Here is a 22,185-nt window from a genome sequence, read left to right as displayed (position 1 = left end):
TACAAAACCGGGCGCGCCGGGCGATCTCCCCAGCATCCACCCGGCCAGACGGTCACGCCCCAGTCCCAGGCGATCCAGCGGAACTACCGCCCCACGGACTCCGCCGAAAGCTCGAGTCCGACAGGCTGCTAGGGCTTGACCACCGCTAGCATCGTCACCGGCATGGCGGTACGCCAGCCGTCGAAACCGCCCAGGGCGGCGGCTTGGGCCACCGAGATGCGGGTCAGCTCGCCGCCCAGCCGGCCATACAATTGGCCCAGCACCGCCTCGCCCTGAAGGGTGACGGCGTTGGCGACCAGCCGGCCGCCCGGCTTCAGCGCGCTCCAGCAGGCATCGACCAGGCCCTTGACCGTCAGGCCGCCGCCGATGAACACCGCGTCGGGGGCCTCCAGCCCGGCCAAAGCAATGGGGGCCTTGCCGGCCAGTACGGTCAGGCCGGGCACGCCCAGCTTCAGGCGGTTTTCCTCGATCAGGGCCAGACGGTGCGGCTTGGCCTCGATGGCGATGGCGCGGCAGCTGGGATTGGTGCGCATCCATTCCACCGCCACCGAGCCGCAGCCGGCGCCGACATCCCACAGCAACTGGCCGGCCAGCGGGGCCAGGCGGGCCAGGGTGACGGCGCGGATGTCGCGCTTGGTCAATTGGCCGTCATGGGCGAAGGAATCGTCGGGCAGGCCGGCCAGGATGGGCAGTGCCGCCCCCGGCCGGTCGGCCGCGCATTCCACCGCCATGACGTTCAAGTCGGCGCAGCGTTCGGCCGGCCAGCCCAGGGCCTGGCCGTCCAGCCGGCGCTCGGCCGGGCCGTCCAGCCGTTCCAGTACGGTCAGGCGACTGGCCCCGAAGCCTTGGCGGCACAACAGCGCCGCCAGCTTGGCCGGGCTGGTGCCGTCCTCGGCCAGGATCAGCAGGCGGGCGCCGGGCGCCAGGTGGGGGGCGACCAGTTCCAGCGGCCGCCCGTGCACGGTCAGCAAGGTGCAATCCTGCAACGGCCAGCCCAGCCGGGCGGCGGCCAGCGAAAAGGCCGACGGGTGCGGCCACACCCGCATCTCGGCGGGATCCAGCCGCCGCGCCAGGCTGGCGCCGATCCCGTACATCATCGGGTCGCCGCTGGCCAGGATGCACGCCGACTGGCCGCGCCGGGCCAGGACCAGATCGAAGGCGGCGGCGAACGGGCTGGGCCAGGCGATCCGTTCCTGGCCGGCCCGCTCGGGCACCATGGCCAGATGGCGTTGCGCGCCGAACAGAATGTCGCAATCCTCGACGGCGATCCTGGCCCATTGGCCCAGGCCGGACAGTCCGTCCTCGCCGATGCCCACCACGTTCAGCCACGCCGTCATTGCCGTTCCTCGCCCGCTTTCCACCGCCCAAGCGATGGTGTAGAGAGGGGGCCGCTTTTCAAATGGTGGCCCCGATCCGATGGACTATATCCGCGACGCCGACGAAATCTACCGCCGATCCTTCGCCATCATCCGGGCTGAGGCCGATCTGGCCGCCATTCCCGCCGATCTGGAAAAGGTATTGGTGCGGATGATCCATGCCTGCGGCATGACAGATCTGGCCGCCGACATCGCCTTCTCGGCCGGGGCGGGCGCTGCGGGGCGTGCCGCCTTGGCGGCGGGTGCGCCGATCTTGTGCGATTGCCGCATGGTGTTCGAAGGCATCACCCGATCGCGGCTGGTCGCCGGCAATCCGGTGATCTGCACCCTGGCCGATCCGCGCGTGCCCGACCTGGCCCGCCAGGCCGGCACCACCCGCTCGGCGGCGGCGGTCCAGTTGTGGCGCGAGCATCTGGACGGCGCCGTGGTCGCCATCGGCAACGCGCCCACCGCGCTTTTTCACTTGCTGGAGATGCTGGATGGCGCAGCACCCAGGCCGGCCCTGATCATCGGCTGCCCGGTCGGCTTTGTCGGTGCCGCCGAATCCAAGGACGAACTGGCCGCCGACAGCCGGGGCGTGCCGTTCATCGCGGTCAAGGGCCGGCGTGGCGGCAGCGCCATGACGGTGGCGGCGGTCAACGCGCTGGCGACCGAACGCGAATAGCCCACACCAATGCCTGGTCGACTTGGGTCACCGTTTCGGTGACCGGGCGGGCTGGACGCCTGCGCATCACCACCCGAAGCCCCAACTCGCGCGCAGCCACCAGCTTGGCGGCCGAGGCGGTGCCGCCGCTATTCTTGCAGACGATGGTGTCGATGGCGTGGGCACGCAGCAAGGCGGTTTCATCGGCGATGCTGAACGGCCCGCGCGCGGCCAGGAACTCGGCCTGACGAAAAGGCGGCATCGGGTCGGGCCGCTCGACCGAGCGGATCAGGAACCACAGATGGTCCAGCACCGCGAAGGGGGCCAGCTCCTGGCGGCCGATGGCCAGCAGGATGCGGGCGGCATTGGTCTTCAGGGCATCGGCGGCTTGGTCCCAATCGTCCACCTCGTCCCAGCGATCACTGGGCTGGCGGGTCCAGGCCGGGCGTTCCAGCCGCAGCAGCGGAATCTGCGCCCGGTCGGCCGCCAGACCGGCCTGGACCCCCATGCGGGCGGCGAAGGGATGGGTGGCGTCGATCAAGGCGGTGACGTGATGGGCGGCGATGAAATCCACCAACCCATCGATGCCGCCGAAACCACCCTGCACGATCCGGCCCGGCGGCAGATGGGGGACGGCGGTGCGCCCGGCCAGCGAGGTGATCACATTCATCTCGGGCTGTCCCGCCAGGGCCTGGGCCAGCTCGCGGGCTTCCTGGGTTCCGCCCAGGATCAGGATGGTCGCTTTCGTCATGCTACACCTCGCCGGTCAGGCGCAGGGCCAGATGGTCGGCGAAGGCGCGGACCTTGGCCGACAATCGCCGGCTGGGGGGAAATACCGCATGGATCGGCAGGGGCTCGCAGGCATGGTCGGGCAAGACCCGGACCAGCCGGCCGGCGGCGAAATAGCGGTCCAGCACGAAGGTCGGCAGCAGCACCACGCCCAGGCCCTCGCACGCCGCCTCGGCCAGGGCTTCGCCGTTGTCGGCACGCAGATTGCCCGTGACCCGGAGGGGATGGACGATGCCGTCGGGGCCGATCAGCGGCCAGGTCGCGCCGTCGTTGGACAGGGTGTACAGCAGGCAATTATGGTCCAGCAGATCGGCCGGCGCCGTGATGGCGGGATGTGCTTGCACATAGAAGGGCGCGGCGGCGCAGATCAGTCGGGCGGTGGCCAGCCGCTTGGCCACCAGCGACGAATCCGGCATGCGGCCGATGCGCACCGCCATGTCGAAGCCTTCCTCGACCAGATCGACGACGCGGTTGTTGAAGGTCAGGTGCACCGTCACCTCGGGGAAGCGGGCCAGGAAGGCCGGGATGGACGGTGCGACATGGGTCGACCCGAACGAAAAGGGCGCGTTGACCCGCAGCGTGCCGCGCGGGCGCACATGCATCTGGGCGGCGGCGTGCTCGGCCGCCTCGATCTGGGCCAGGATGGTCTGGCAATCGGCATGGAACTGGGCGCCGATCTCGGTCAGGCCCAGGCTGCGGGTGGTCCGGTTCAGCAGGCGCGCGCCCAGATGCTCTTCCAGGTCGGCCAGCTGCTTGCTGACCATGCCGCGCGACAAACCCAGCGAGGCGGCGGCCTTCGAGAAGGATTCATGCTCGACGATGGCGGCAAAGGCGCGATAGGCGGCGATCTGGTCCATGGGTGGTTGTCCGATAATTGGAAACAATATGTTCGCATGAAAGGTGATTATCGCCAATCGCCAATTCAATTAAGGTCGGGCTCGCCATCTTCCCATCGAAGGATCATCCCATGCTGAAGAAAGTCGTGTTGTCGTTGTCGCTGGCGGCGTCGTCCGCCCTGTTCGCCCCGGCCGCCATGGCCGACGAGACCAATCCGGTCATCGTCCACCGCCAGGCCATCTACAAGGTCGCCTCGGGCCATATGGGCGGCTTGAAGTCGATCCTGGCGCTGAAGGACGGCCCGAAGGAAAACTTAAGCTATCACGCCGACAGCCTGGTGGCGGCGTTCCAGCACCTGGGCAAGGCCTTCCCCGAGGGCAGCGACAAGGGCGAAACCAAGGCCAAGGCCAACATCTGGACCGATCGCGCCAAGTTCGACGAGGCCGGCAAGAAGGCCTATGCCGCCGCCCTGGCCATGGCCGAGGCGGCCAAGACCGGCGACCAGGCCGCCAGCCTGGGCGCCTTCAAGACTTTGGGCGGTACCTGCAAGGCCTGCCACGACGATTTCAAGAAGGACTAAGGCGATGAGCAGGCAGGTCAAGGTTTGGGACCTTCCCACCCGAATGTTCCATTGGGGCTTGGCCTGCCTGTGCGTGCTGGGCTGGGTGTCGTTCAAGTTTGGCGATGCCGGCATGGTCTGGCACCGTTGGAACGGCTATGCCGTGCTGACCCTGGTGCTGTTTCGGGTCTTGTGGGGACTGGTCGGCAGCGACACCGCGCGCTTCATGCGCTTCGTCGCCGGGCCGGTCGCCACGGCTCGTTATCTGATCGGTCTGGCCCGGCGGCGCCATCAGCCGGTGGTCGGCCACAATCCGGCCGGCGGTTGGATGGTGGTGGCGCTGATCGGCGGATTGCTGGTGCTGGCCGCCTGCGGCCTGTTCGCCACCGACGACATCATGGTCGAAGGCCCCTTGGCCCATGCCGCCTCGTCGGCCCAGGTCAAGCTGGCCACCAAGATTCACAAAAGCCTTTACTGGGTGCTGGCCGCCATGGTCGGCCTGCATGTGGCGGCGGTAATCTTCCACCGGGTCGTGCTGGGCGAGAAGCTGGTGGGCGCCATGATCACCGGTACGGCCGAGATCGAGGGCGCCGATGCCCCCCGGCTGGCCCCGATCTGGCTGGCGGCGGCCTGCGCGGCGATCGCGGCCGGATCATTGGCCCTGGTGCTGGCCTTCGTCTAGCCGGATCTCGGCCCTTAAGCCGCCCAGGTCCGAGCGGCCCAGTTCCAGCCTGGCGCCATAAAGCCGGGCCAGATCGGCGACGATCGACAGGCCCAATCCGTGGCCGGGAATGGCCTCGTCCAGGCGGGCGCCGCGCCGGGTGACCGCCTGGCATTCGGCCTCGGACAGGCCGGGGCCGTCATCCTCGATCGACACCAGGCCGGAACGGGCCCTGATCACCACCCGCGAGCCGGCCCATTTACAGGCATTTTCCGCCAGATTGCCGATCATCTCGGCCAGATCGTCGCTTTCGGCCGGGAAGGTGACCGTGCTGTCGACCTCGACCCGGATGGTGATGGTGGGATGGACGCGGGCCAAGGTGCGGGCGACGTCACCGGCGATTGGGGCCACCGCCACTTCGCTTCCGGCGACGCGGGTCAGCGTCGCCTCGGTCCGGGCGCGAGTCAGGTGGTGTTCCACCATCCGGCTGATCCGCTCGACCTGGGCGTCGATCTGGGCTGGATCGGCCTGGCCGGAATCCAGCTCGGCCTTGACCACCGCCAGCGGCGTCTTCAAGCCATGTGCCAGGTTTCCGACGTGGGTACGCGCCCGCTCGATCAGGTCGGCATCGTGGTCCAGCACGGTGTTCAGCGCTTCGGCCAGGGGGGCGATTTCAGCCGGGAAGGGGCCGTTCAGGCGACCGCCGGGGGTGCGGCGCAAGGCGGCCAGGTCGTCGGCCAGGCGCGACAACGGCTTCAGGCCGAAACCGGCCTGGAACCACACCGCCACCACCAGCCCGGCCCCCAGGCAGGCGAAGGACAGCAGCAAGACGGTATCGAAGCGGGCGATTTCGGCATCGAGATCACGACGGGTGGCCGCGACCACCACATGGACCGGTTCCGGATTCGAGGCGAAGGTCAGGTCGCGCTCGGCGGTCAGCAGGCGCTCGCCCTGCGGGCCGATGGCGGTGCCGAAGCGGGCCTGGCCGTCGGCCGATGGCGGTTCGACCGGCAGGTCGAAATCCCACAGCGAGCGCGAACGCACCGGCGGCCCCTTGGAGCCGGAAATCTGCCAATACCAGCCGGCATAGGGCTGGTCGAAGCGGGGATCGCCCAGCGAGCGGTTGACGGCGATATGGCCGTCGGGGGCGACCTCGGCGGCGGCGACCAGGGCGCGCAGGCTGGACAGCAGGCGAAGCTGGAAGGTGCGCTGCAGGCTGTCCTCGAACGACAGGCGAAGCACCAGGCCGGCCGCCACCAGACCGGCCACCACCCACAAAGTGGCGGCCAGGATCAGGCGAGCGCGCAGCGACGAGCTAGCCCCCATCGTTGCTTACTTCCAGGCGCCAGCCCTGGCCGCGCAAGGTGGTGATCACCTCGGCCTTCAGCTTCTTGCGGATGCGGCCCATCAGCACGTCGATGACGTTGGATTCGCGGTCGTCGTCGCGGTCATAGACATGTTCGATCAGTTCGGTTCGGCCGACCACCCGGCCGCGATGGTGGGCCAGATAGGCCAGGATCCGGTATTCCTGGGCGGTCAGCGAGATGGCTTGGCCATCGACCCACACCCGGCCCTGGCTGGTATCGACGCGCAGCGGGCCGCAGATGATTTCCGGGCTGGAGTGACCGGCGGCGCGGCGGATCAGCACGCGGACGCGGGTGATCACCTCGTCCATCTCGAACGGCTTGGTCAGATAATCGTCGGCGCCGGAATCGAAGGCTTGGGCCTTGTCGGCCCAGCGGCCGCGTGCGGTCAGCACCAGGATCGGCATGGTCCGGCCCATCTCGCGCCAGCGCCGGATGACGCTGATCCCGTCCAGGCGCGGCAGGCCCAGATCCAGCACGATGGCGTCATAGGGCTCGGTCTCGCCCAGGAACAGGCCTTCCTCGCCATCGAAGGCGACATCGACCTTCATGCCGGCGGCTTCCAGCGCCTGCTCGATGCGAAGGTTCAGTTGCGGCTCGTCCTCGACGACAAGGACTCTCATGTTTGGCCCTCGCCGGGCGGGCGCGTCCGCGCCCTAGGCCGCGCCCTCAATGGGCGCAAGACACCGGCCGATAGGACAAACGGACCAGGCGAAGTGACGGCCGGTGTCATTTATGTTCCTTCTCGCGGCTTTTCAGCAAAGTGGCGTCGGTGGCGTCATAGATCAGTTTCATCACCCGGCCTTGGGGGGTGATCAGCTTGATCTCGTAGATGAAGCGGCCTTTTTCTTCTTCCAGTTCGGTCTCGATCACCTCGCCGGGGATTTCGGCGGCGACCTTTTCCAGGATTTTCGCCAGCGGCAGCACCTGGCCGGAGAGCAGGGCCTGGCGGGCGCGGTCGTGGTCCGATCCGGCCAGGGCCGGCGGCGCCAACAACATCAGGGCAACAAGGATCGGTGCGGTTTTCATGGCCCCAGAATCGTATACATCGGATGAACGGTGGATGAACTGCTCCGTCAGCTTGGGTTCAACCGGTCGGTGTCATTGTCGCCTCAGTTGATCGCCCAGACAAGGAGCCGTCCGATGTTATCCAAAATGCTGATCCACGGATTGATCGCCACTTTCCTGGTCGGCGCCGCCGCCTCGGTCTACGCCGCCGCCTTCGCGCCCTCGCAGGGCCTGATGGCCCTGGCCCAGCTGGAGGACGAATAATGTCGGCCGCGCCCTACAAGCCGTCGCGCTGGGAATTCCAGGGTGTCCGCCTGTGGCACGCCGCTCTGCTGGGCGGCTTCGTCATCGCCTGGGTGACCGGCGACGAGGACACCTACGCCATGCATCTGTTCGCCGGCTGGTGGGTGGCGGCGGTGGTGACGCTTCGCCTGGTGGCGGCCTTGCTGGCTCCGGCCGGCAGCCCGTTGGCCTTGAAGCGGCCCAATCGCAACCAGATGCTGACGGTCAGCATCCTGTCGACCCTGGCCTTGACGGTGCTGGCCGCCTTCAGCGGCATCGCCGCCGATGTCGCCCCCTTCCTGGAAGACCCGCACGAGGCGCTGGCGGTGATGTCCTTGTGGGCGATCGGCCTGCATGTGCTGGTGGCGGTGATCGTGTTCAAGGGTCGTCAATGGCTGCGCCGGGTGTCGGCCGCCCTGGTGGTGGTGGCCCTGGGCGCCGTTCCGGCCCTGGCCGCCGATCCGGCCCGCGACGCCATCGTCGCCGCCTATGCCGCCCAGGCCAAGCAGCAGGATGCGGGCTTCTCGGGCTTCTCGGCGGCGCGCGGCGAGGCGCTTTACCGCTTGCGCCACACCGTCAATCCCGAGATCGCCTCGTGCAGCACCTGCCATACCGACGACCCCACCAAGCCGGGCCGCCACGCCAAGACCGGGCGCGTCATCGAGCCGGTGGCCGTCTCGGCCAATCCCAAGCGTTTCGTGGAAGCCGACAAGGTCGAGGAACGCTTCATGCGCGATTGCAAAAGCATCTTTGGGCGGGTCTGCACCGCCACCGAGAAGGGCGATTACCTGACCTTCCTGATCAACCGCTGACCCGGAGACCCGCGATGAAAAGACTGATCCTGGCCACCATCTTGTCCGTGGCCGTCGCGGCCCCGGCCATGGCCGGCGGCGACTGGGTGGCGCCGGTCAAGGACCCGCTGACCCTGAAGGAATGCGGCTCGTGCCACATGGCGTTCCAGCCGGCCTTTCTGTCGGCGGACGCCTGGCGCAAGATGATGTCCAACCTGGCCAACCATTTCGGCGACAATGCCGAGATGGCCCCCGACAAGGTCAGCGCCATCACTCAGTACCTGACCGCCAATGCCGGCGGCTATCGCCGCGGGGTGTCGGACAGCAAGATCACCGACACTGCCTGGTTCGCCCGCAAGCACCGCAAGGTGGCGCCCGAGGTGTGGACCCGCAAGGACGTGATGAGCCGCTCGAACTGCCCCGCCTGCCACAAGCAGGCCGAGCAGGGACTTTATGATGATGATTGATGGTCAGGCCGGGGCGTGATCCAGCCAGGCCTGGCGCAACAGGTCACGTTCCAGCATCAGCCACTGGATCGCCACCACCGCCATCGCATTGTTGATGCGGCCGTCCTTGACCATCTGATAGGCCTCGGTCACCGGAAGGGTGAAGACGCGGATGTCCTCGCCCTCGTGTTCCAGGCCGTGCAGCCCCTCGATGGTCGAGCAATCCACCGCCGCGCAATAAAGCCGGCAGGTTTCCGACGAGCCGCCGGCGGTGACCAGATAGGCGCCGATCTCGACCAGATGGGTGGGATCGGCGCCGGCTTCCTCTTTGGCCTCGCGCCGGGCCACCTCGTCGGGATGCTCGCCCTCGTCGATGATGCCGGCGACGCATTCGATCAGCCACGGATACCAGCCCGCCGCCAGCGAGCCGGTGCGGAACTGCTCGATCAAGGCGACCTCGTCGCGGGCCGGGTCGTACAGGATCACCACCACCGCGTGGCCGCGCTCGAAGATCTCGCGGGTGATCTCAGCCGTCCAGCCGCCGGCGAAGGTGCGGTGACGCAGCCGATAGCGGTCGATCTGGAAATAGCCCTTGAACACGGTGTCCTTGGCCAGGATCTGGACGTCGTCTTCGCTGAAACGCTTCTGGCTCATGGTCAATAGGCCCACAGGGTGCCGGTGCCGCCGACCGCCAGGGTGATCAGGCCCAGCACCAGATTGATGGTGACGATCTGGCGGATGCGCCCTTGCGCCGCCGCCGCACCTTTGATGTCGCCGGCCGCCAGCAGGGTCTTGAAGCCGCCGAACGGGCCGAAATACAGATAGATGAAGTTGGCGACCATGATCAGGCCGGTGGCCTGCATGATGTCGATATGAAGGCCGCCGCCGCCGATGCCGCCGCGATAGCCCAGGAACAGCACGCCGTAGCCGGTGACCAGAAGCGCCGCGATCGAGGCCCACACCCAGGCGAAGAAGCGCGGCAGCACCTTGGACCACAGGGCCAGGCGTTCCGGCGGCGCCATGTCCATCACCGACGGACGCAACACCATGTGGGCGAAAAACATGCCGCCGACCCAGATCACCGAGGCGATCAGGTGGATGGCGAGGGCAAGGACGAAAGCGGCCATGGTCTAGAACCCCAGCTTGACAGCGATTTCATCGGCCAGCGCCTTGATTTCCTTGGTGGCGGTGTGGCGCGGGTTGCTTTCCAGCACGCCCTTGCCCTCCATCAGGCTGGCGGCGAAGGCCACGCGGTTGCCCAGCACGGCGGCGGCCACCGGCATCTCGGCCTGCTGGATCTTCTTGCGCACGGCATCGACCAGCTTGCCCTTGGCCGGCGTGCGGTTGAACACCACCAGGGCCGGGGTCTTTTCCTTCTTGGCCATGTCCAAGGTCGGCTGGGTCGCCCACAGATCCAACGGCGTCGGCTGCATCGGCACCAGGATCAGGTCGCCGCCGCGCACGGCGATGCGGACATCGGTCTCGGCATGGGGCGGGCTGTCGACCAGGATCAGGTCGCAGGTGCGCTTCAGGCGGTCCAGCTCGGTCGCCAATCGCCAGCCCGAGGCCTGGACGAAGGTGATGCCGCCGCCGGCCTCATCGACCAGTTGCTTTCTGACCTCGTACCACATCGCCAGCGAGCCCTGCGGGTCGATATCGATCAGTCCGACCTTGCGGCCGCGGTTGGCGAAGGCCACGCCCAGTTGGGCGGCGATGGTGGTCTTGCCGGCGCCGCCCTTTTGCTGCGCAATGGTGATGATCTTGGCCGACATCGCGTGTTCCCCTGGGCCGTTGATCGTTTCAGGCTAGCCGCTTCGCCGGGTTTTGCAAGCGCGAGATGGGTTAACGCACCCGGCTGCCGTCGCAGCGAACGCCAATGGTGAAGATATCCTCTTCGCCGACCCGGCAGGAATCGTCGAAGGTCAGGTTGGGCATGACCTTGGCCAGTTCCGGGCGCATGGTCCAGGTCTGGCTGCCACGCAGGACCGCGCAGCCGTGGCGGGTGAGCAATTCCGGCAGGGTGTGGGCCTTGGTCCATTGCATCAATCCCCGCGACCAATAGGTATGGTCGTTGGTGTACCAGAAATATTCGTCGGCCGGCATGAACTCGGCCAGCCGGGGGGAATAGCGGCCCTGGGCGTTCATGTCGCCGCGATGGAGCGCATAGCCGGCCGAAGACGAGGAATCGAAGAAAACCTTGGCGCAGGCGCCGAAGCGGGCCATATCGACCGACTGGGCCTCGGCGGTCCAGGTCGCCAGTTCGCGGGTCTGGCGCCACACGGCAGGGATCGTCGCCGACACCAATACCGCCGACACGATCAGCCACAGGCGGTGATGCGCCGCGGGCGTCATCAGGGGCGATGACAGCGACCAGGCGGCGGCCAGGGTCGGGCCGGTCAGCATCAAGGCCGGAATCAGGTAATGGGCGGCGGGCTGCTTGGCGATCATCAGCACGGTCGCCACCTGTGCCAAGACCAGCCCGGCGGCCAGGCGAGCCATGCGGTTACGCGGCAGCAACCCGCGCCGACGCAGTCGGAAATAGCCGACCAGCAGCACCAGCATGGCCAGAAGGGTGCCGGTGAAGATCAGTTTCGACGCAAACAGCTTGAACACCGCCCGGGGCAGCTTGCCCGGATCGACGAACCCGGCCTGTCCCGAGCCGTAAGGGCCGGCATGGGTCAACACCCGGCCCCAGAAATCGAGGAAGATTTCGTACGAAGGAAGGGCGGGGGAGACGAACAGGAAGAAGGCGGCGATGGCGGCCAGCGGGTAGACGACGAACAACTGGCGGGCCGGCAGCAGGAACAGCGGCACCAGCCCCAAGGCGGCGAACTGCAATTTGCAGGCGATGCCGAAACCCATGATCAGGCCGAACAGGCCGGCCATGCGGTCGCCCGGCCGTTCGGTTCGAACCGCGACGAAACCCAGGGCAGCCAGCGCGGCGGCGGCGACGATGATCAGCGGCTCGGGTTTGGCGTGCAGGCCGAACTTGGGGATCAGCATCGACAGGAACGGTGCTGATTGGGCCAACAGCGCGGCGGTGCGGCTGCCGGTGGCGGCCAGCACCGCGCTTCCCAGTCCGACCAGGGCCAGGCCCACCAAAGGATAGAACGCGACACTCGCCCACAACAGGTGCCGTTCCGGGTCGCGCAGCACCTGATCGACGATGGCGGCGGCGGTGTCGCCGGGATGCATCAGCCGTAAGATCGCCGCGACGATCACCTGGGCGGGGGTGCCGGGATGGGAGATGTCGGTGGGAGGCAGGCCTTCGACCAGGCGCAGGCCGTTCAGCAGGTAATAATAGTCGGGATCCAGGTTGAAGACCTGCCACAACGGCAGGCTGACCCACAGCATCACGCTCAGCAGGGCTGCGAAAGCCAGCGGCAGCGGCCACAGGATCGGCGAGGCGAAGCGGGGCACGAAAACCTCTTGCGACAAGAATAAGGTGCCAAGGATTTAACCCAAGCGGCGGGCGGTTGCACGCGCTAACCGGCACGGGCATGATCCCCAGTCAACGACCGACGGAGCCCGCCTTCCACCATGGACATTATCTTGCAAGCCCTGCTGCTGGGAATCGTCGAGGGGCTGACCGAGTTCCTGCCGGTATCCTCGACCGGGCACCTGATCCTGATCGGCGACCTGCTGGGCTTCCAGGGGCCGCCCGGCAAGGCGTTCGAGATCGTCATCCAACTGGGCGCCATCGGCGCGGTGTGCGTGGTTTATTGGCAACGCCTGTGGGGGGCGGCGGTCGGCATCGGCCGCGATCCGGCGGCCACCGCCTTCGTGCGCAACATCCTGGTCGGTTTCCTGCCGGCCATGGCCATCGGCGTGGTCGCCTACAAGCATATCCGGGCGTTGCTGGATTCGCCGGTGGTGGTGGCTGTGGCCCTGGTGGTGGGCGGCGTGCTGATCTTGGTGCTGGAACGGATCAACAAGCATCCGCGTCACCACGCTGTCGAGGATTTTCCCCTGCCGCTGGCCCTGAAGATCGGCTTCTTTCAGTGCATCGCCATGATCCCAGGCGTGTCGCGCTCGGGCGCCACCATCATGGGGGCGATGCTGGTGGGCGTCGATCGCAAGGCGGCGGCCGAGTTCTCGTTCTTCCTGGCCATCCCGACCATGCTGGGGGCCACCGTCTATTCGATCTACAAGAACCGCGCCGACCTGACCTTCGATAATGCCGGCCTGATCGCGCTGGGCTTCGTCGCCGCCTTCCTGACCGCCCTGGTGGTGGTCAAGGGCGCCATCGCCTTCATCAGCCGCCACGGCTTCGCGCCGTTCGCCTGGTATCGGATCGGTTTCGGCACCATCATGCTGGTGTTGCTGCTGAAATAAAATAAGGGGCCGCGACGGATCGCGGCCCCTTCGTCTTTCGCGCAAGATCAGGCCTCGCGGATGCCGCGGACGAACTGATCGACCTGGCTTTCCAGCACCGCGGCGTTCTTCGACAGGTCGCTGGCCGAGCTTAAGACCTCGCGGGCGGCGTTGCCGGTTTCGTAGGCGGCGGCCGACACGCGGGCGATGGTGCCGGTCACTTCCTGGGTGCCCTGCGCCGCCTGCGAGACGTTGCGGGCGATTTCCTGGGTGGCGGCACCTTGTTCCTCGACGGCGGCGGCGATCGAGCCGGCGATGTCGTTGATCTCGCCGATGGTCCGGGCGATGCCGCCGATGGCGTTGACGGCGTCGCGGGTGGCGTTCTGCACCGCGGCGATCTGGGCGCCGATTTCCTGGGTGGCGCGCGCCGTCTGAGTGGCCAAGCTCTTGACCTCGTGGGCGACCACGGCAAAGCCCTTGCCGGCCTCGCCGGCCCTGGCCGCTTCAATCGTGGCGTTCAAGGCCAGAAGGTTGGTCTGGCTGGCGATATCGTTGATCAGCTTGACCACCTGGCCGATCTTGGCCGCGGCCTCGGCCAGGCTTTGCACCATGTCGTTGGTGCGGTTGGCCTCTTCCATGGCACCCGAGGCGATGCTGGCCGATGTCGATACCTGGCGGCTGATTTCCGAGATCGACGACGACAATTCCTCGGCCGCCGCGGCGACGGTCTGGATGTTGGTGGTGGCTTCCTCGGCGGCGGCGGCGACGGTGGTCGACTGGGCCGAGGTCTCCTCGGCGTTGCCGGCCATGGTCTGGGCGATCGCCTCCATTTGGGTGGCGGCCGAGGCGACCTGCTGCACCACGCCCTTGACGTCGCGCTCGAAGCTGTCGGCCTTGGCGCCCAGTTTGCGGGCGATGATCGCGGCGGTGTTGGTCTCGATATAGACCGAGGTGGCCAGGTCCATGTCGAGGAACGCAGCCTTGTTGACGGCGGTCAGCACGCGGGCGGCCTGCTCGGGGCGCTTGCGGTAGGTTTCGGTGACCAGGCCGAACACCATGTTCAAGACGAAGCAATAGCCGGCGGTGTACCAACGCGGCTCGAGGCCGACGCGCTGGTGGATCTGACCGATCTCGGTGACCTTGGCGAAATAGGTGTCGTCGAAATTGCCGGCGAACACCGAATCCAGCCAATGCTTCTTCTGCATCGCCTTGGCGTGGGTGATGCGGGCCGGATCGGGGAACTTGGCGGCGGTGGCGGCATTGGCCATCACGTGACGATAGAATTCGTCCAGCACGCCATCGACATGCTTGGCCAAGACGTCGCGGAACTCACGCAGAGTGCGACACGTCTCGTCATCTATCTTCAGGAAGGCCAAGCGGCCGGCGCGGTCCAGATCCATTGTTCATCCCCCAATGACTTCGTGTGTCGAGTGCGGATCTTTCCCCAGGTCCGATCGACATTGCCGCGAAGGTAGCATCAGAGGATTCTCGACACTAGTTGTTTTGAACTGATTCCAGGCATGAATGGCACGTGTTTTTTTGGGTGTCTAAGCCCTGTCACAGGCGCTTCGAACGTGCTATAGACACCGCTTCCGGCGGGCCGGCCATTGGCTGGCGCGCGCATTCGGCGCGGGCGTGGCGGAACTGGTAGACGCACTGGATTTAGGTTCCAGCGGCTTAGGCCATGGGGGTTCAAGTCCCTTCGCCCGCACCAGTGAGCGCGAAAACCCGCGACCCAAGGCGGTGCTGCCGGAGTTTGTGAAACGATTGGATCGATTGGCGACAAGTGATGCAGGTAACCGAGACCAATGCTGACGGCCTGAAGCGCGAATTCAAGGTCGTCGTTCCCGCGGGGCAGATTGAGACGCGCACCCAGGATCGGCTGGCGGAGATCGCCAAGACGGTGAAGCTTCCGGGCTTCCGCCCCGGCAAGGTGCCGATGAAGATCGTGCGGCAGAAATACGCCGCCGCCATCATGGGCGAAGTGCTGGAAACCGCCGTCAATGACGGCGTGCAGTCGGCCATCGGCGAGCGCAACTTGCGCCCGGCCATGCAGCCCAAGGTCGAGATCACCTCGTATGCCGAGGGTACCGACCTGGAATTCGCGGTGTCGCTGGAAGTGCTGCCCGACATCACCCCGATGGACTTCTCGACCATCACGCTGGAACGCGAGAAGGCCGAGATTCCCGCCGACGAGGTCGACGAGACCCTGAAGAACCTGGCCCAGCGCCACGAGGCCAGCGAGCCGGTCAAGCGCGCCGCCAAGGATGGCGACATCGTGGTGATCGACTTCCTGGGTAAGCAGGACGGAATCGCTTTCCCGGGCGGTTCGGCCGAGGATTACCAGCTGAAGCTGGGCTCGGGCACCTTCATTCCCGGCTTCGAGGAGCAACTGGTCGGCAAGAAGGCCGGCGAGGCGAGTGTGGTGTCGGTCAGCTTCCCCGAGGGCTACGGCAATGCCGAGCTGGCCGGCAAGCCGGCCGAGTTCGAGGTCACCGTCAAGGAAGTTCGCGCCGCCAAGGCCGCCGACATCGACGATGAACTGGCCAAGAAGGTCGGCCTGGACAGCCTGGACGCCCTGAAGACCGCCATCACCGACGAAATCGGCCGCGAGTTGAACGCCATGGGCCGCGCCAAGGTCAAGCGCAAGCTGCTGGACGCCCTGGCCGCCGGCCACGACTTCCAGGTGCCGAGCCAGATGGTCGAGCAGGAGTTCGAGGCGATCTGGAAGCAGATCAGCCAGGACCGCGAGCAGGGCCGCGTCGATCCCTCGGACGAGGGCAAGGACGAGGACACCTTGAAGGCGGACTACCGCAACTTGGCCGAACGCCGCGTGCGGCTGGGCCTGCTGCTGGCCGATGTCGGTCAGAAGAACCAGATCACCGTCACCCAGGACGACCTGAACAAGGCCCTGATTGAGGAAGCGCGCCGCTATCCCGGTCAGGAACACCTGGTGTTCCAGTACTACAAGAGCAACCAGGAGGCCCTGAACGGCCTGCGCGCGCCGATCTTCGAGGATAAGGTCATCGACTTCATCCTGGAACTGGCCAAGGTGACCGACGTGCCGGTGTCGGCCGCCGACCTGCGCAAGGACCCCGACGAGGCGGCTCCGGCCGCCGAGGCTGAGGCCAAGCCGAAGAAGAAGGCCGCGCCGAAGAAGAAGGCCGCCGAAAAGGCGGAATAAGAGCGGGAATGCGCCGCTTTTCCGGCGGCGCCTCTCTTGCGCTCGGGGGATTTCCCCCCCATTCTATGGCGGCGCGGGTTTCGACCCGCGCCCCATTCATTTCAGGCGCCGCCATCCGCCAAGAACGTCAAGAAGGAAAGACCATGCGAGAGAGAGATCCTATCGACCTCTACATGAACACCCTGGTCCCGATGGTGGTCGAGCAGACCAATCGTGGCGAACGCGCCTACGACATCTATTCCCGTCTGCTGAAGGAACGCATCATCTTCCTGACCGGTCAGGTGTTCGACGAGATGTCGAGCCTGATCTGTGCTCAGCTGTTGTTCCTGGAATCGGAAAACCCGACCAAGGACATCGCCCTTTACATCAACTCGCCGGGTGGCGTGGTCACCTCGGGCCTGGCGATGTACGACACCATGCAATATATCCGCCCGGAAGTGTCGACGGTGTGCCTGGGCCAGGCGGCCTCGATGGGCTCGCTGCTGCTGACCGCCGGCGCCAAGGGCAAGCGCTTCGCCCTGCCCAACGCCCGCATCATGGTGCACCAGCCGTCGGGCGGCTTCCAGGGCCAGGCCACCGACATCGAGATCCATGCCCGCGAAATCCTGTCGATCCGCGCGCGTCTGAACAATATCTACGTCCAGCACACCGGCCAGCCGCTCGAGGTGATCGAGCAGGCCATGGAGCGCGACAAGTTCATGACCGCCACCGACGCCAAGGAATTCGGGCTGATCGACGAAGTGGTGAGCTCCCGCCCGGCTGTGGGCGAGGATGACGCGCCGAAGTCGGAAGGCTGATCGCCGGTCCATACCGTATTCCCGGGGCGGCGCCGGGTGTCCTGCCCGATCCGGTCGGTTGCGACCGGATCGGCGGAGCAGGCCACTATGCCGGGCGTCGGCGGGATTTTCGTTGTCTGCGGCGGGCCGGAGCGGCTAACATGAGCTGTTAAAGCCCTGCCGCTGTCTTAAGGGAGCATCGATGAGCAAGTCCACGAGCGGCGATTCCAAGAACACCCTGTACTGCTCGTTCTGCGGAAAGAGCCAGCACGAGGTGCGCAAGCTGATCGCCGGGCCGACCGTCTTCATCTGCGATGAATGCGTCGAGCTTTGCATGGACATCATCCGCGAAGAACACAAGACCACGCTGGTCCGTTCGCGTGACGGAGTCCCCACGCCCAAAGACATCCGTACCGTCCTCGACGATTACGTGATCGGGCAGGAACATGCCAAGAAGGTGCTGTCGGTAGCGGTGCACAACCACTACAAGCGCCTGCAGCATGGCGCCAAAGGCAACGAGGTCGAGATCGCCAAGTCCAACATCTTGCTGATCGGCCCGACCGGCTGCGGCAAGACCCTGTTGGCCCAGACCTTGGCGCGCATCCTCGACGTGCCGTTCACCATGGCCGATGCCACCACCCTGACCGAGGCCGGTTATGTCGGCGAGGATGTGGAAAACATCATCCTCAAGCTGCTGCAGGCGGCCGAGTACAATGTCGAGCGCGCCCAGCGCGGCATCGTCTATATCGACGAGGTCGACAAGATCAGCCGCAAGTCCGACAACCCGTCCATCACCCGCGACGTGTCGGGCGAGGGCGTGCAGCAGGCCTTGCTGAAGATCATGGAGGGCACGGTGGCCAGCGTTCCGCCCCAGGGCGGCCGCAAGCATCCGCAGCAGGAATTCCTGCAGGTGGACACCACCAACATCCTGTTCATCTGCGGCGGCGCCTTCGCCGGGCTGGAACGGATCATCGGCAGCCGCGGCAAGGGCTCCTCGATCGGCTTCGGCGCCGAGGTGCGTGGTCCCGACGAACGTCGTACCGGTGAAATCCTGCGCGAGGTCGAACCCGAGGATCTGCTGAAGTTCGGCCTGATCCCCGAATTCGTCGGCCGTCTGCCGGTGCTGGCCACCCTGGACGATTTGGATGTCGATGCCCTGGTGGAGATCCTGTCCAAGCCGAAGAACGCCCTGGTCAAGCAGTACCAGCGCCTGTTCGAGATGGAGGATACCCGCCTGGCGTTCCAGGACGACGCCCTGGTCTCGATCGCCCACAAGGCCATCGCCAGGAAGACTGGCGCTCGCGGCCTGCGCTCGATCATGGAAGGCATCTTGCTCGACACCATGTTCGAGCTGCCCAGCCTGGACGGGGTCGAGGAAGTGGTGGTCAACAAGGAAGTGGTCGAAGGCCACGCCCAGCCGCTGTACATCTACTCGGAACGCCGGGAAGACGTGGGGTCCACGGCTTGAACGATCGGGATCAAGGGGGCGAGTTGGCCCCCTTGCTCTTGACGGGTCAGAAATTCCGACCATCTTGTTAACTTAAAGCGATTCTAAATTGGCCCCTGGTACTCGGGCCCCCTGACCAAAGAGGCATCATGGTCGATAATCCCCACGGCGACGTCTATCCGGTTCTTCCGCTGCGCGACATCGTCGTTTTCCCGCATATGATCGTCCCCTTGTTCGTCGGCCGCGAGAAGTCGGTCCGCGCGCTGGAAGACGTGATGCGCGAGGACAAGCAGATCTTGCTGGTGGCGCAGAAGAACGCCGCCCAGGACGAACCCACCACCGACGACATCTACGGCGTCGGTACCGTTTCCACCGTGCTGCAATTGCTGAAGCTGCCCGACGGCACCGTCAAGGTGCTGGTCGAGGGCGGAAAGCGCGCCAAGATCACCGGCTTCACCGACAATGATTCCTTCTTCCAGGCCATCGCCGAGGTCCAAGAGGACCGCGTCGGCGAGACCCAGGAGCTCGAGGCGCTGTCGCGCTCGGTGGTCGGCCAGTTCGAGCAGTACATCAAGCTCAACAAGAAGATTCCGCCGGAAGTGCTGGTGTCGGTCAATCAGATCGAGGATCCCGGCAAGCTGGCCGACACGGTCGCCTCGCACCTGTCCTTGAAGATCGCCGAGAAGCAGGAACTCCTGGAACTCGAAACCATCGCCGAGCGGCTCGAGCGCGTCTATTCCTACATGGAAGGCGAGATCGGGGTCCTGCAGGTCGAGAAGAAGATCCGCAACCGCGTCAAGCGGCAGATGGAGAAGACCCAGCGCGAGTACTATCTGAACGAGCAGCTGAAGGCGATCCAGAAGGAACTGGGCGAGGGCGACGACGGCAAGGACGAAGCGGCCGAGCTGGAAGAGCGTATCGCCAAGACCCGCCTGTCCAAGGAAGCCCGCGAAAAGGCCATGGCCGAGCTGAAGAAGCTGAAGTCCATGAGCCCGATGTCGGCGGAAGCCACCGTGGTGCGCAATTACCTCGACTGGATCTTGTCGATTCCGTGGAAGAAGCGGACCAAGGTCAAGAAGGACATCAACCTCGCCAAGCGCATCCTGAACGCCCAGCATTACGGCCTGGACAAGGTCAAGGAACGCATTCTTGAATACTTGGCGGTGCAGACCCGGACCGAGAAGGTCAAGGGACCGATCCTGTGCCTGGTCGGCCCGCCCGGCGTCGGCAAGACCAGCTTGGGCAAGTCGATCGCCGAGGCGACCGGGCGCAATTTCGTGCGCATGAGCCTGGGCGGCGTCCGGGACGAAGCCGAAGTGCGCGGACACCGCCGCACCTATATCGGCTCGATGCCCGGCAAGGTCATCCAGGGCATGAAGAAGGCCAAGTCGTCGAACCCGCTGTTCTTGCTGGACGAGATCGACAAGCTGGGCGCCGACTGGCGCGGCGACCCGTCCTCGGCCCTGTTGGAGGTGCTGGACCCCGAGCAGAACTCGACCTTCAACGACCATTACCTGGAGGTCGATTACGACCTGTCCGACGTGATGTTCGTCACCACCGCCAACACGCTGCGCATGCCCCAGCCGCTGCTGGACCGCATGGAAACCATCCGTCTGTCGGGTTATACCGAGGACGAGAAGGTGGAAATCGCCAAGCGCCACCTGTTGGAAAAGGTGATTAAGGCGGCCGGCCTGAAGAAGGGCGAATGGTCGGTGTCCGACGACGCCATCCGCGATCTGTGCCGCTATTACACCCGCGAGGCGGGCGTGCGTAACCTGGAGCGCGAGCTGGCCAACCTGGCCCGCAAGGCGACCACCGAGATCGTCTCGAAGGGCAAGGCCCGGGTGTCGATCACGCCCCGGAATCTGGAAAAGTATGCCGGCATCCACAAGTTCCGCTTCGGCGAGGCCGAGTTGGAAGACATGGTGGGCGCCGTCACCGGCCTGGCCTGGACCGAGGTCGGCGGCGAGCTTCTGACCATCGAAGCCGTGACCATGCCGGGCAAGGGCAGCTTCGCCCATACCGGCAAGCTGGGCGACGTGATGCAGGAATCGGTGCAAGCCGCCCGGTCCTATGTCCGCTCGCGCTCGGTCGGGCTGGGCATCAAGCCGACGGTGTTCGAGAAGAAGGACATCCACGTCCACGTCCCCGAAGGCGCCACCCCCAAGGATGGCCCGTCGGCGGGTATCGCCATGTGCACGGCCATCGTCTCGGCCATCACCGGCATCGCCGTTCGCAAGGAAGTGGCGATGACCGGCGAGGTCACCCTGCGCGGCCGCGTCCTGGCCATCGGCGGCCTGAAGGAAAAGCTGCTGGCGGCCTTGCGCGGCGGCTTGAAGACCGTGCTGATCCCGCAGGAAAACGAGAAGGACCTGGCGGAAATCCCCGACAACGTCAAGAAGGGGCTGACCATCATCCCGGTCTCGACCGTCGACGAGGTGCTGGCGCACGCTTTGGTCCGCATTCCGGTGCCGATCGAGTGGGAAGAGCCCGAGGAGCCGGCCAAGGTCGCCAAGGATGGCGAAAAGACCGAGGTTGGCGTGGTGACCACGCACTAAGGTCTAGGCCCTGCCTGTCGTTCATTTGGCAAGCCGTCGGGGGAAACCCCGGCGGTTTTTGCTTGGAAATGGCGGAAATCCGCCTTTCGCAAGCGCTTTCTCGATTGACCTTTCACGAGCGACGCGATTAGACTGCCGTACTTGAATTCCGCGGGCCGATCGTCCGCAGTGGATACCGGATCAGCCAAATAGGGGGGCTTCAGGTGAACAAGAACGATCTCGTGAATGCGGTTGCGGCCAATTCGGGCCTGACCAAGGCCGACTCGGCCAAAGCTATCGACGGTGTGTTTGACGCCATCGCCGGCGCCCTGAAGGGTGGCGACGAAGTCCGTCTGGTCGGCTTCGGCACTTTCTCGGTGTCGGAACGGGCTGCCTCGGAAGGCCGCAACCCGCGCACCGGCGACAAGATCACCATCGCCGCCTCGAAGCAGCCGAAGTTCAAGGCCGGCAAGGGCCTGAAGGATTCGGTGCAGTAAGTTCGGATTTCCAAGGATCGCCGGCCGTTGGATCGACGGCCGGCGTCTTTTGTTTGTAAAGTCGGCCCAAGTTTGGTGGACTCTAGTTTTTATCTCGTCCACTTCGGGCTTGACCCGAGGGTCCATACTGCCGAAGGCGGTTTCGAATCATGGATGGCCGGGTCAAGCCCACTTCTGTCCGGTTAAAGGAGGGCGTATCCACCCAAGAGCCGTCATCCCCGCGCAGGCGGGGATCCATGGCGCCGGCCGCTCGGCTGGATCCCATTGAAGGAACGGCATTCCAGCGTCATGCATGGATTCCCGCCTGCGCGGGAATGACGGCTGAGCGGGGGAGACGGTTTCAACTGTTCCGGAAACGCCTATCTCCCCGCAAATCCGCACGATGCAATGTGTTCATCGATGGAGTGAGAATTCTAACCGGACAGCACTGGGTCAAGCCCGGCCATGACGGTTAAAGAGGGCGGTTAGCTCAGTTGGTAGAGCGCCTGCTTTACACGCAGGATGTCGGCGGTTCGAACCCGTCACCGCCCACCACGCCTCTAATACCGGCGAACGCTCGATCTGACTCGGCGGGGCTTGCCAACCAGCGGCAACCATGAATCACTGGGGTTCCACCAGATACAGGGGGAACCATGTTCGGTAGGCTCAAGATATCGGAAAAGATGACGGCGGCG

23 protein-coding genes and 2 tRNA genes are annotated in these 22,185 nt (G+C 65.7%); 14 read left to right on the top strand and 11 right to left on the bottom strand.

All coding sequences use genetic code 11. The features are described from left to right. Nucleotides 1–128: 128 nt before the first annotated feature. On the bottom strand, nucleotides 129–1,337 hold the full coding sequence (locus tag A6A05_RS14700) for a bifunctional cobalt-precorrin-7 (C(5))-methyltransferase/cobalt-precorrin-6B (C(15))-methyltransferase (protein WP_068502821.1): 1,209 nt from the start codon (nucleotides 1,335–1,337) through the stop codon (nucleotides 129–131). Between the two features lie 79 nt (nucleotides 1,338–1,416). On the opposite strand from A6A05_RS14700, the gene A6A05_RS14695 reads away from it, so the two are divergent. Further along, nucleotides 1,417–2,040 carry a precorrin-8X methylmutase gene (locus A6A05_RS14695; RefSeq protein ID WP_068502817.1) on the top strand — a complete coding sequence of 208 codons (624 nt, stop codon included), beginning with the start codon at nucleotides 1,417–1,419 and terminating at the stop codon, nucleotides 2,038–2,040. Here A6A05_RS14695 and A6A05_RS14690 read toward each other — a convergent pair. Together A6A05_RS14690 and A6A05_RS14685 are read right to left on the bottom strand one after the other, a co-directional pair. After that, nucleotides 2,012–2,770, bottom strand: a complete 759-nt coding sequence (locus A6A05_RS14690) for a cobalt-precorrin-6A reductase (RefSeq protein ID WP_068502814.1) — start codon at nucleotides 2,768–2,770, stop codon at nucleotides 2,012–2,014. The genes A6A05_RS14695 and A6A05_RS14690 overlap by 29 nt on opposite strands. Nucleotide 2,771: 1 nt before the next feature. Continuing rightward, a complete protein-coding gene (locus tag A6A05_RS14685; RefSeq protein ID WP_068502812.1) occupies nucleotides 2,772–3,665 on the bottom strand; it encodes a LysR family transcriptional regulator in 894 nt (297 codons plus the stop codon). Nucleotides 3,666–3,775: 110 nt separating this feature from the next. Between A6A05_RS14685 and A6A05_RS14680 the strand changes: the two genes are divergently transcribed. Both A6A05_RS14680 and A6A05_RS14675 read left to right on the top strand, forming a co-directional pair. Continuing rightward, nucleotides 3,776–4,225, top strand: a complete 450-nt coding sequence (locus A6A05_RS14680; RefSeq protein ID WP_068502810.1) for a c-type cytochrome — start codon at nucleotides 3,776–3,778, stop codon at nucleotides 4,223–4,225. A gap of 4 nt (nucleotides 4,226–4,229) precedes the next feature. After that, nucleotides 4,230–4,886: a cytochrome b/b6 domain-containing protein gene (locus tag A6A05_RS14675; protein WP_068502806.1), complete on the top strand. Its 657-nt coding sequence runs from the start codon at nucleotides 4,230–4,232 to the stop codon at nucleotides 4,884–4,886. Here A6A05_RS14675 and A6A05_RS14670 read toward each other — a convergent pair. From A6A05_RS14670 to A6A05_RS14660, 3 genes are all read right to left on the bottom strand, one after another. Continuing rightward, nucleotides 4,857–6,191 carry an ATP-binding protein gene (locus A6A05_RS14670; RefSeq protein WP_068502804.1) on the bottom strand — a complete coding sequence of 445 codons (1,335 nt, stop codon included), beginning with the start codon at nucleotides 6,189–6,191 and terminating at the stop codon, nucleotides 4,857–4,859. The genes A6A05_RS14675 and A6A05_RS14670 overlap by 30 nt on opposite strands. Further along, a complete protein-coding gene (locus A6A05_RS14665; protein ID WP_068502801.1) occupies nucleotides 6,181–6,852 on the bottom strand; it encodes a response regulator transcription factor in 672 nt (223 codons plus the stop codon). The genes A6A05_RS14670 and A6A05_RS14665 overlap by 11 nt, the downstream gene beginning before the upstream one ends. A 106-nt stretch (nucleotides 6,853–6,958) precedes the next feature. Beyond that, nucleotides 6,959–7,258: a PepSY domain-containing protein gene (locus A6A05_RS14660; RefSeq protein WP_068502798.1), complete on the bottom strand. Its 300-nt coding sequence runs from the start codon at nucleotides 7,256–7,258 to the stop codon at nucleotides 6,959–6,961. A 114-nt stretch (nucleotides 7,259–7,372) separates the two neighbouring features. On the opposite strand from A6A05_RS14660, the gene A6A05_RS22140 reads away from it, so the two are divergent. Genes A6A05_RS22140 through A6A05_RS14650 form a run of 3 tightly spaced genes read left to right on the top strand, consistent with a single transcriptional unit; the run spans nucleotide 7,373 to nucleotide 8,777 of the window. After that, on the top strand, nucleotides 7,373–7,501 hold the full coding sequence (locus A6A05_RS22140; RefSeq protein ID WP_281193289.1) for a hypothetical protein: 129 nt from the start codon (nucleotides 7,373–7,375) through the stop codon (nucleotides 7,499–7,501). Further along, the gene (locus A6A05_RS14655) at nucleotides 7,501–8,331 is read left to right on the top strand and encodes a DUF1924 domain-containing protein (RefSeq protein ID WP_068502796.1); all 831 of its coding nucleotides are present in this window, start codon (nucleotides 7,501–7,503) and stop codon (nucleotides 8,329–8,331) included. Before A6A05_RS22140 ends, A6A05_RS14655 begins: the two co-directional genes overlap by 1 nt. Nucleotides 8,332–8,345: 14 nt before the next feature. After that, entirely contained in the window at nucleotides 8,346–8,777 is a 432-nt protein-coding gene (locus A6A05_RS14650) for a diheme cytochrome c (protein ID WP_068502792.1), read from the top strand. Nucleotides 8,778–8,780: 3 nt separating this feature from the next. On the opposite strand, the gene A6A05_RS14645 is transcribed toward A6A05_RS14650, so the two are convergent. From A6A05_RS14645 to A6A05_RS14630, 4 genes are all read right to left on the bottom strand, one after another. Next, entirely contained in the window at nucleotides 8,781–9,410 is a 630-nt protein-coding gene (locus A6A05_RS14645) for an NUDIX domain-containing protein (protein ID WP_068502789.1), read from the bottom strand. Between the two features lie 2 nt (nucleotides 9,411–9,412). After that, nucleotides 9,413–9,883, bottom strand: a complete 471-nt coding sequence (locus tag A6A05_RS14640; protein WP_068502786.1) for a CopD family protein — start codon at nucleotides 9,881–9,883, stop codon at nucleotides 9,413–9,415. Nucleotides 9,884–9,886: 3 nt separating this feature from the next. Beyond that, nucleotides 9,887–10,528 carry a ParA family partition ATPase gene (parA, locus tag A6A05_RS14635; RefSeq protein ID WP_068502783.1) on the bottom strand — a complete coding sequence of 214 codons (642 nt, stop codon included), beginning with the start codon at nucleotides 10,526–10,528 and terminating at the stop codon, nucleotides 9,887–9,889. Between the two features lie 70 nt (nucleotides 10,529–10,598). After that, a complete protein-coding gene (locus A6A05_RS14630; protein ID WP_245644308.1) occupies nucleotides 10,599–12,176 on the bottom strand; it encodes a hypothetical protein in 1,578 nt (525 codons plus the stop codon). A gap of 120 nt (nucleotides 12,177–12,296) precedes the next feature. On the opposite strand from A6A05_RS14630, the gene A6A05_RS14625 reads away from it, so the two are divergent. Next, nucleotides 12,297–13,091 carry an undecaprenyl-diphosphate phosphatase gene (locus A6A05_RS14625; RefSeq protein ID WP_068502780.1) on the top strand — a complete coding sequence of 265 codons (795 nt, stop codon included), beginning with the start codon at nucleotides 12,297–12,299 and terminating at the stop codon, nucleotides 13,089–13,091. 47 nt (nucleotides 13,092–13,138) lie between these two features. Here the strand turns inward: A6A05_RS14625 and A6A05_RS14620 are convergent, their stop codons facing one another. After that, nucleotides 13,139–14,470 carry a globin-coupled sensor protein gene (locus A6A05_RS14620; protein ID WP_068502777.1) on the bottom strand — a complete coding sequence of 444 codons (1,332 nt, stop codon included), beginning with the start codon at nucleotides 14,468–14,470 and terminating at the stop codon, nucleotides 13,139–13,141. 229 nt (nucleotides 14,471–14,699) lie between these two features. On the opposite strand from A6A05_RS14620, the gene A6A05_RS14615 reads away from it, so the two are divergent. The 7 genes from A6A05_RS14615 (at nucleotide 14,700) to A6A05_RS14585 (ending at nucleotide 22,045) form a co-directional block, all read left to right on the top strand. Then, a tRNA-Leu gene (locus A6A05_RS14615) sits at nucleotides 14,700–14,784 on the top strand. Nucleotides 14,785–14,859: 75 nt separating this feature from the next. Further along, nucleotides 14,860–16,254 carry a trigger factor gene (gene tig, locus A6A05_RS14610; protein WP_068502772.1) on the top strand — a complete coding sequence of 465 codons (1,395 nt, stop codon included), beginning with the start codon at nucleotides 14,860–14,862 and terminating at the stop codon, nucleotides 16,252–16,254. Between the two features lie 143 nt (nucleotides 16,255–16,397). Continuing rightward, the gene (gene clpP, locus A6A05_RS14605; protein WP_068502824.1) at nucleotides 16,398–17,051 is read left to right on the top strand and encodes an ATP-dependent Clp endopeptidase proteolytic subunit ClpP; all 654 of its coding nucleotides are present in this window, start codon (nucleotides 16,398–16,400) and stop codon (nucleotides 17,049–17,051) included. A gap of 181 nt (nucleotides 17,052–17,232) precedes the next feature. Continuing rightward, complete coding sequence (gene clpX / locus A6A05_RS14600; RefSeq protein ID WP_068502768.1) at nucleotides 17,233–18,498, top strand: ATP-dependent Clp protease ATP-binding subunit ClpX; 1,266 nt, start codon at nucleotides 17,233–17,235, stop codon at nucleotides 18,496–18,498. A gap of 128 nt (nucleotides 18,499–18,626) precedes the next feature. Next, on the top strand, nucleotides 18,627–21,035 hold the full coding sequence (gene lon / locus A6A05_RS14595; protein WP_068502766.1) for an endopeptidase La: 2,409 nt from the start codon (nucleotides 18,627–18,629) through the stop codon (nucleotides 21,033–21,035). Between the two features lie 203 nt (nucleotides 21,036–21,238). Next, nucleotides 21,239–21,511, top strand: coding sequence for an HU family DNA-binding protein (locus A6A05_RS14590; protein WP_068502764.1), 273 nt, complete (start codon nucleotides 21,239–21,241; stop codon nucleotides 21,509–21,511). A gap of 458 nt (nucleotides 21,512–21,969) precedes the next feature. Then, a tRNA-Val gene (locus A6A05_RS14585) sits at nucleotides 21,970–22,045 on the top strand. Nucleotides 22,046–22,185: the final 140 nt, after the last annotated feature.

The organism is Magnetospirillum moscoviense (genome assembly GCF_001650635.1).
Classification (GTDB): Bacteria; Pseudomonadota; Alphaproteobacteria; order Rhodospirillales; family Magnetospirillaceae; genus Magnetospirillum; species Magnetospirillum moscoviense.
This window is presented reverse-complemented; position numbering and strand designations above follow the sequence as displayed.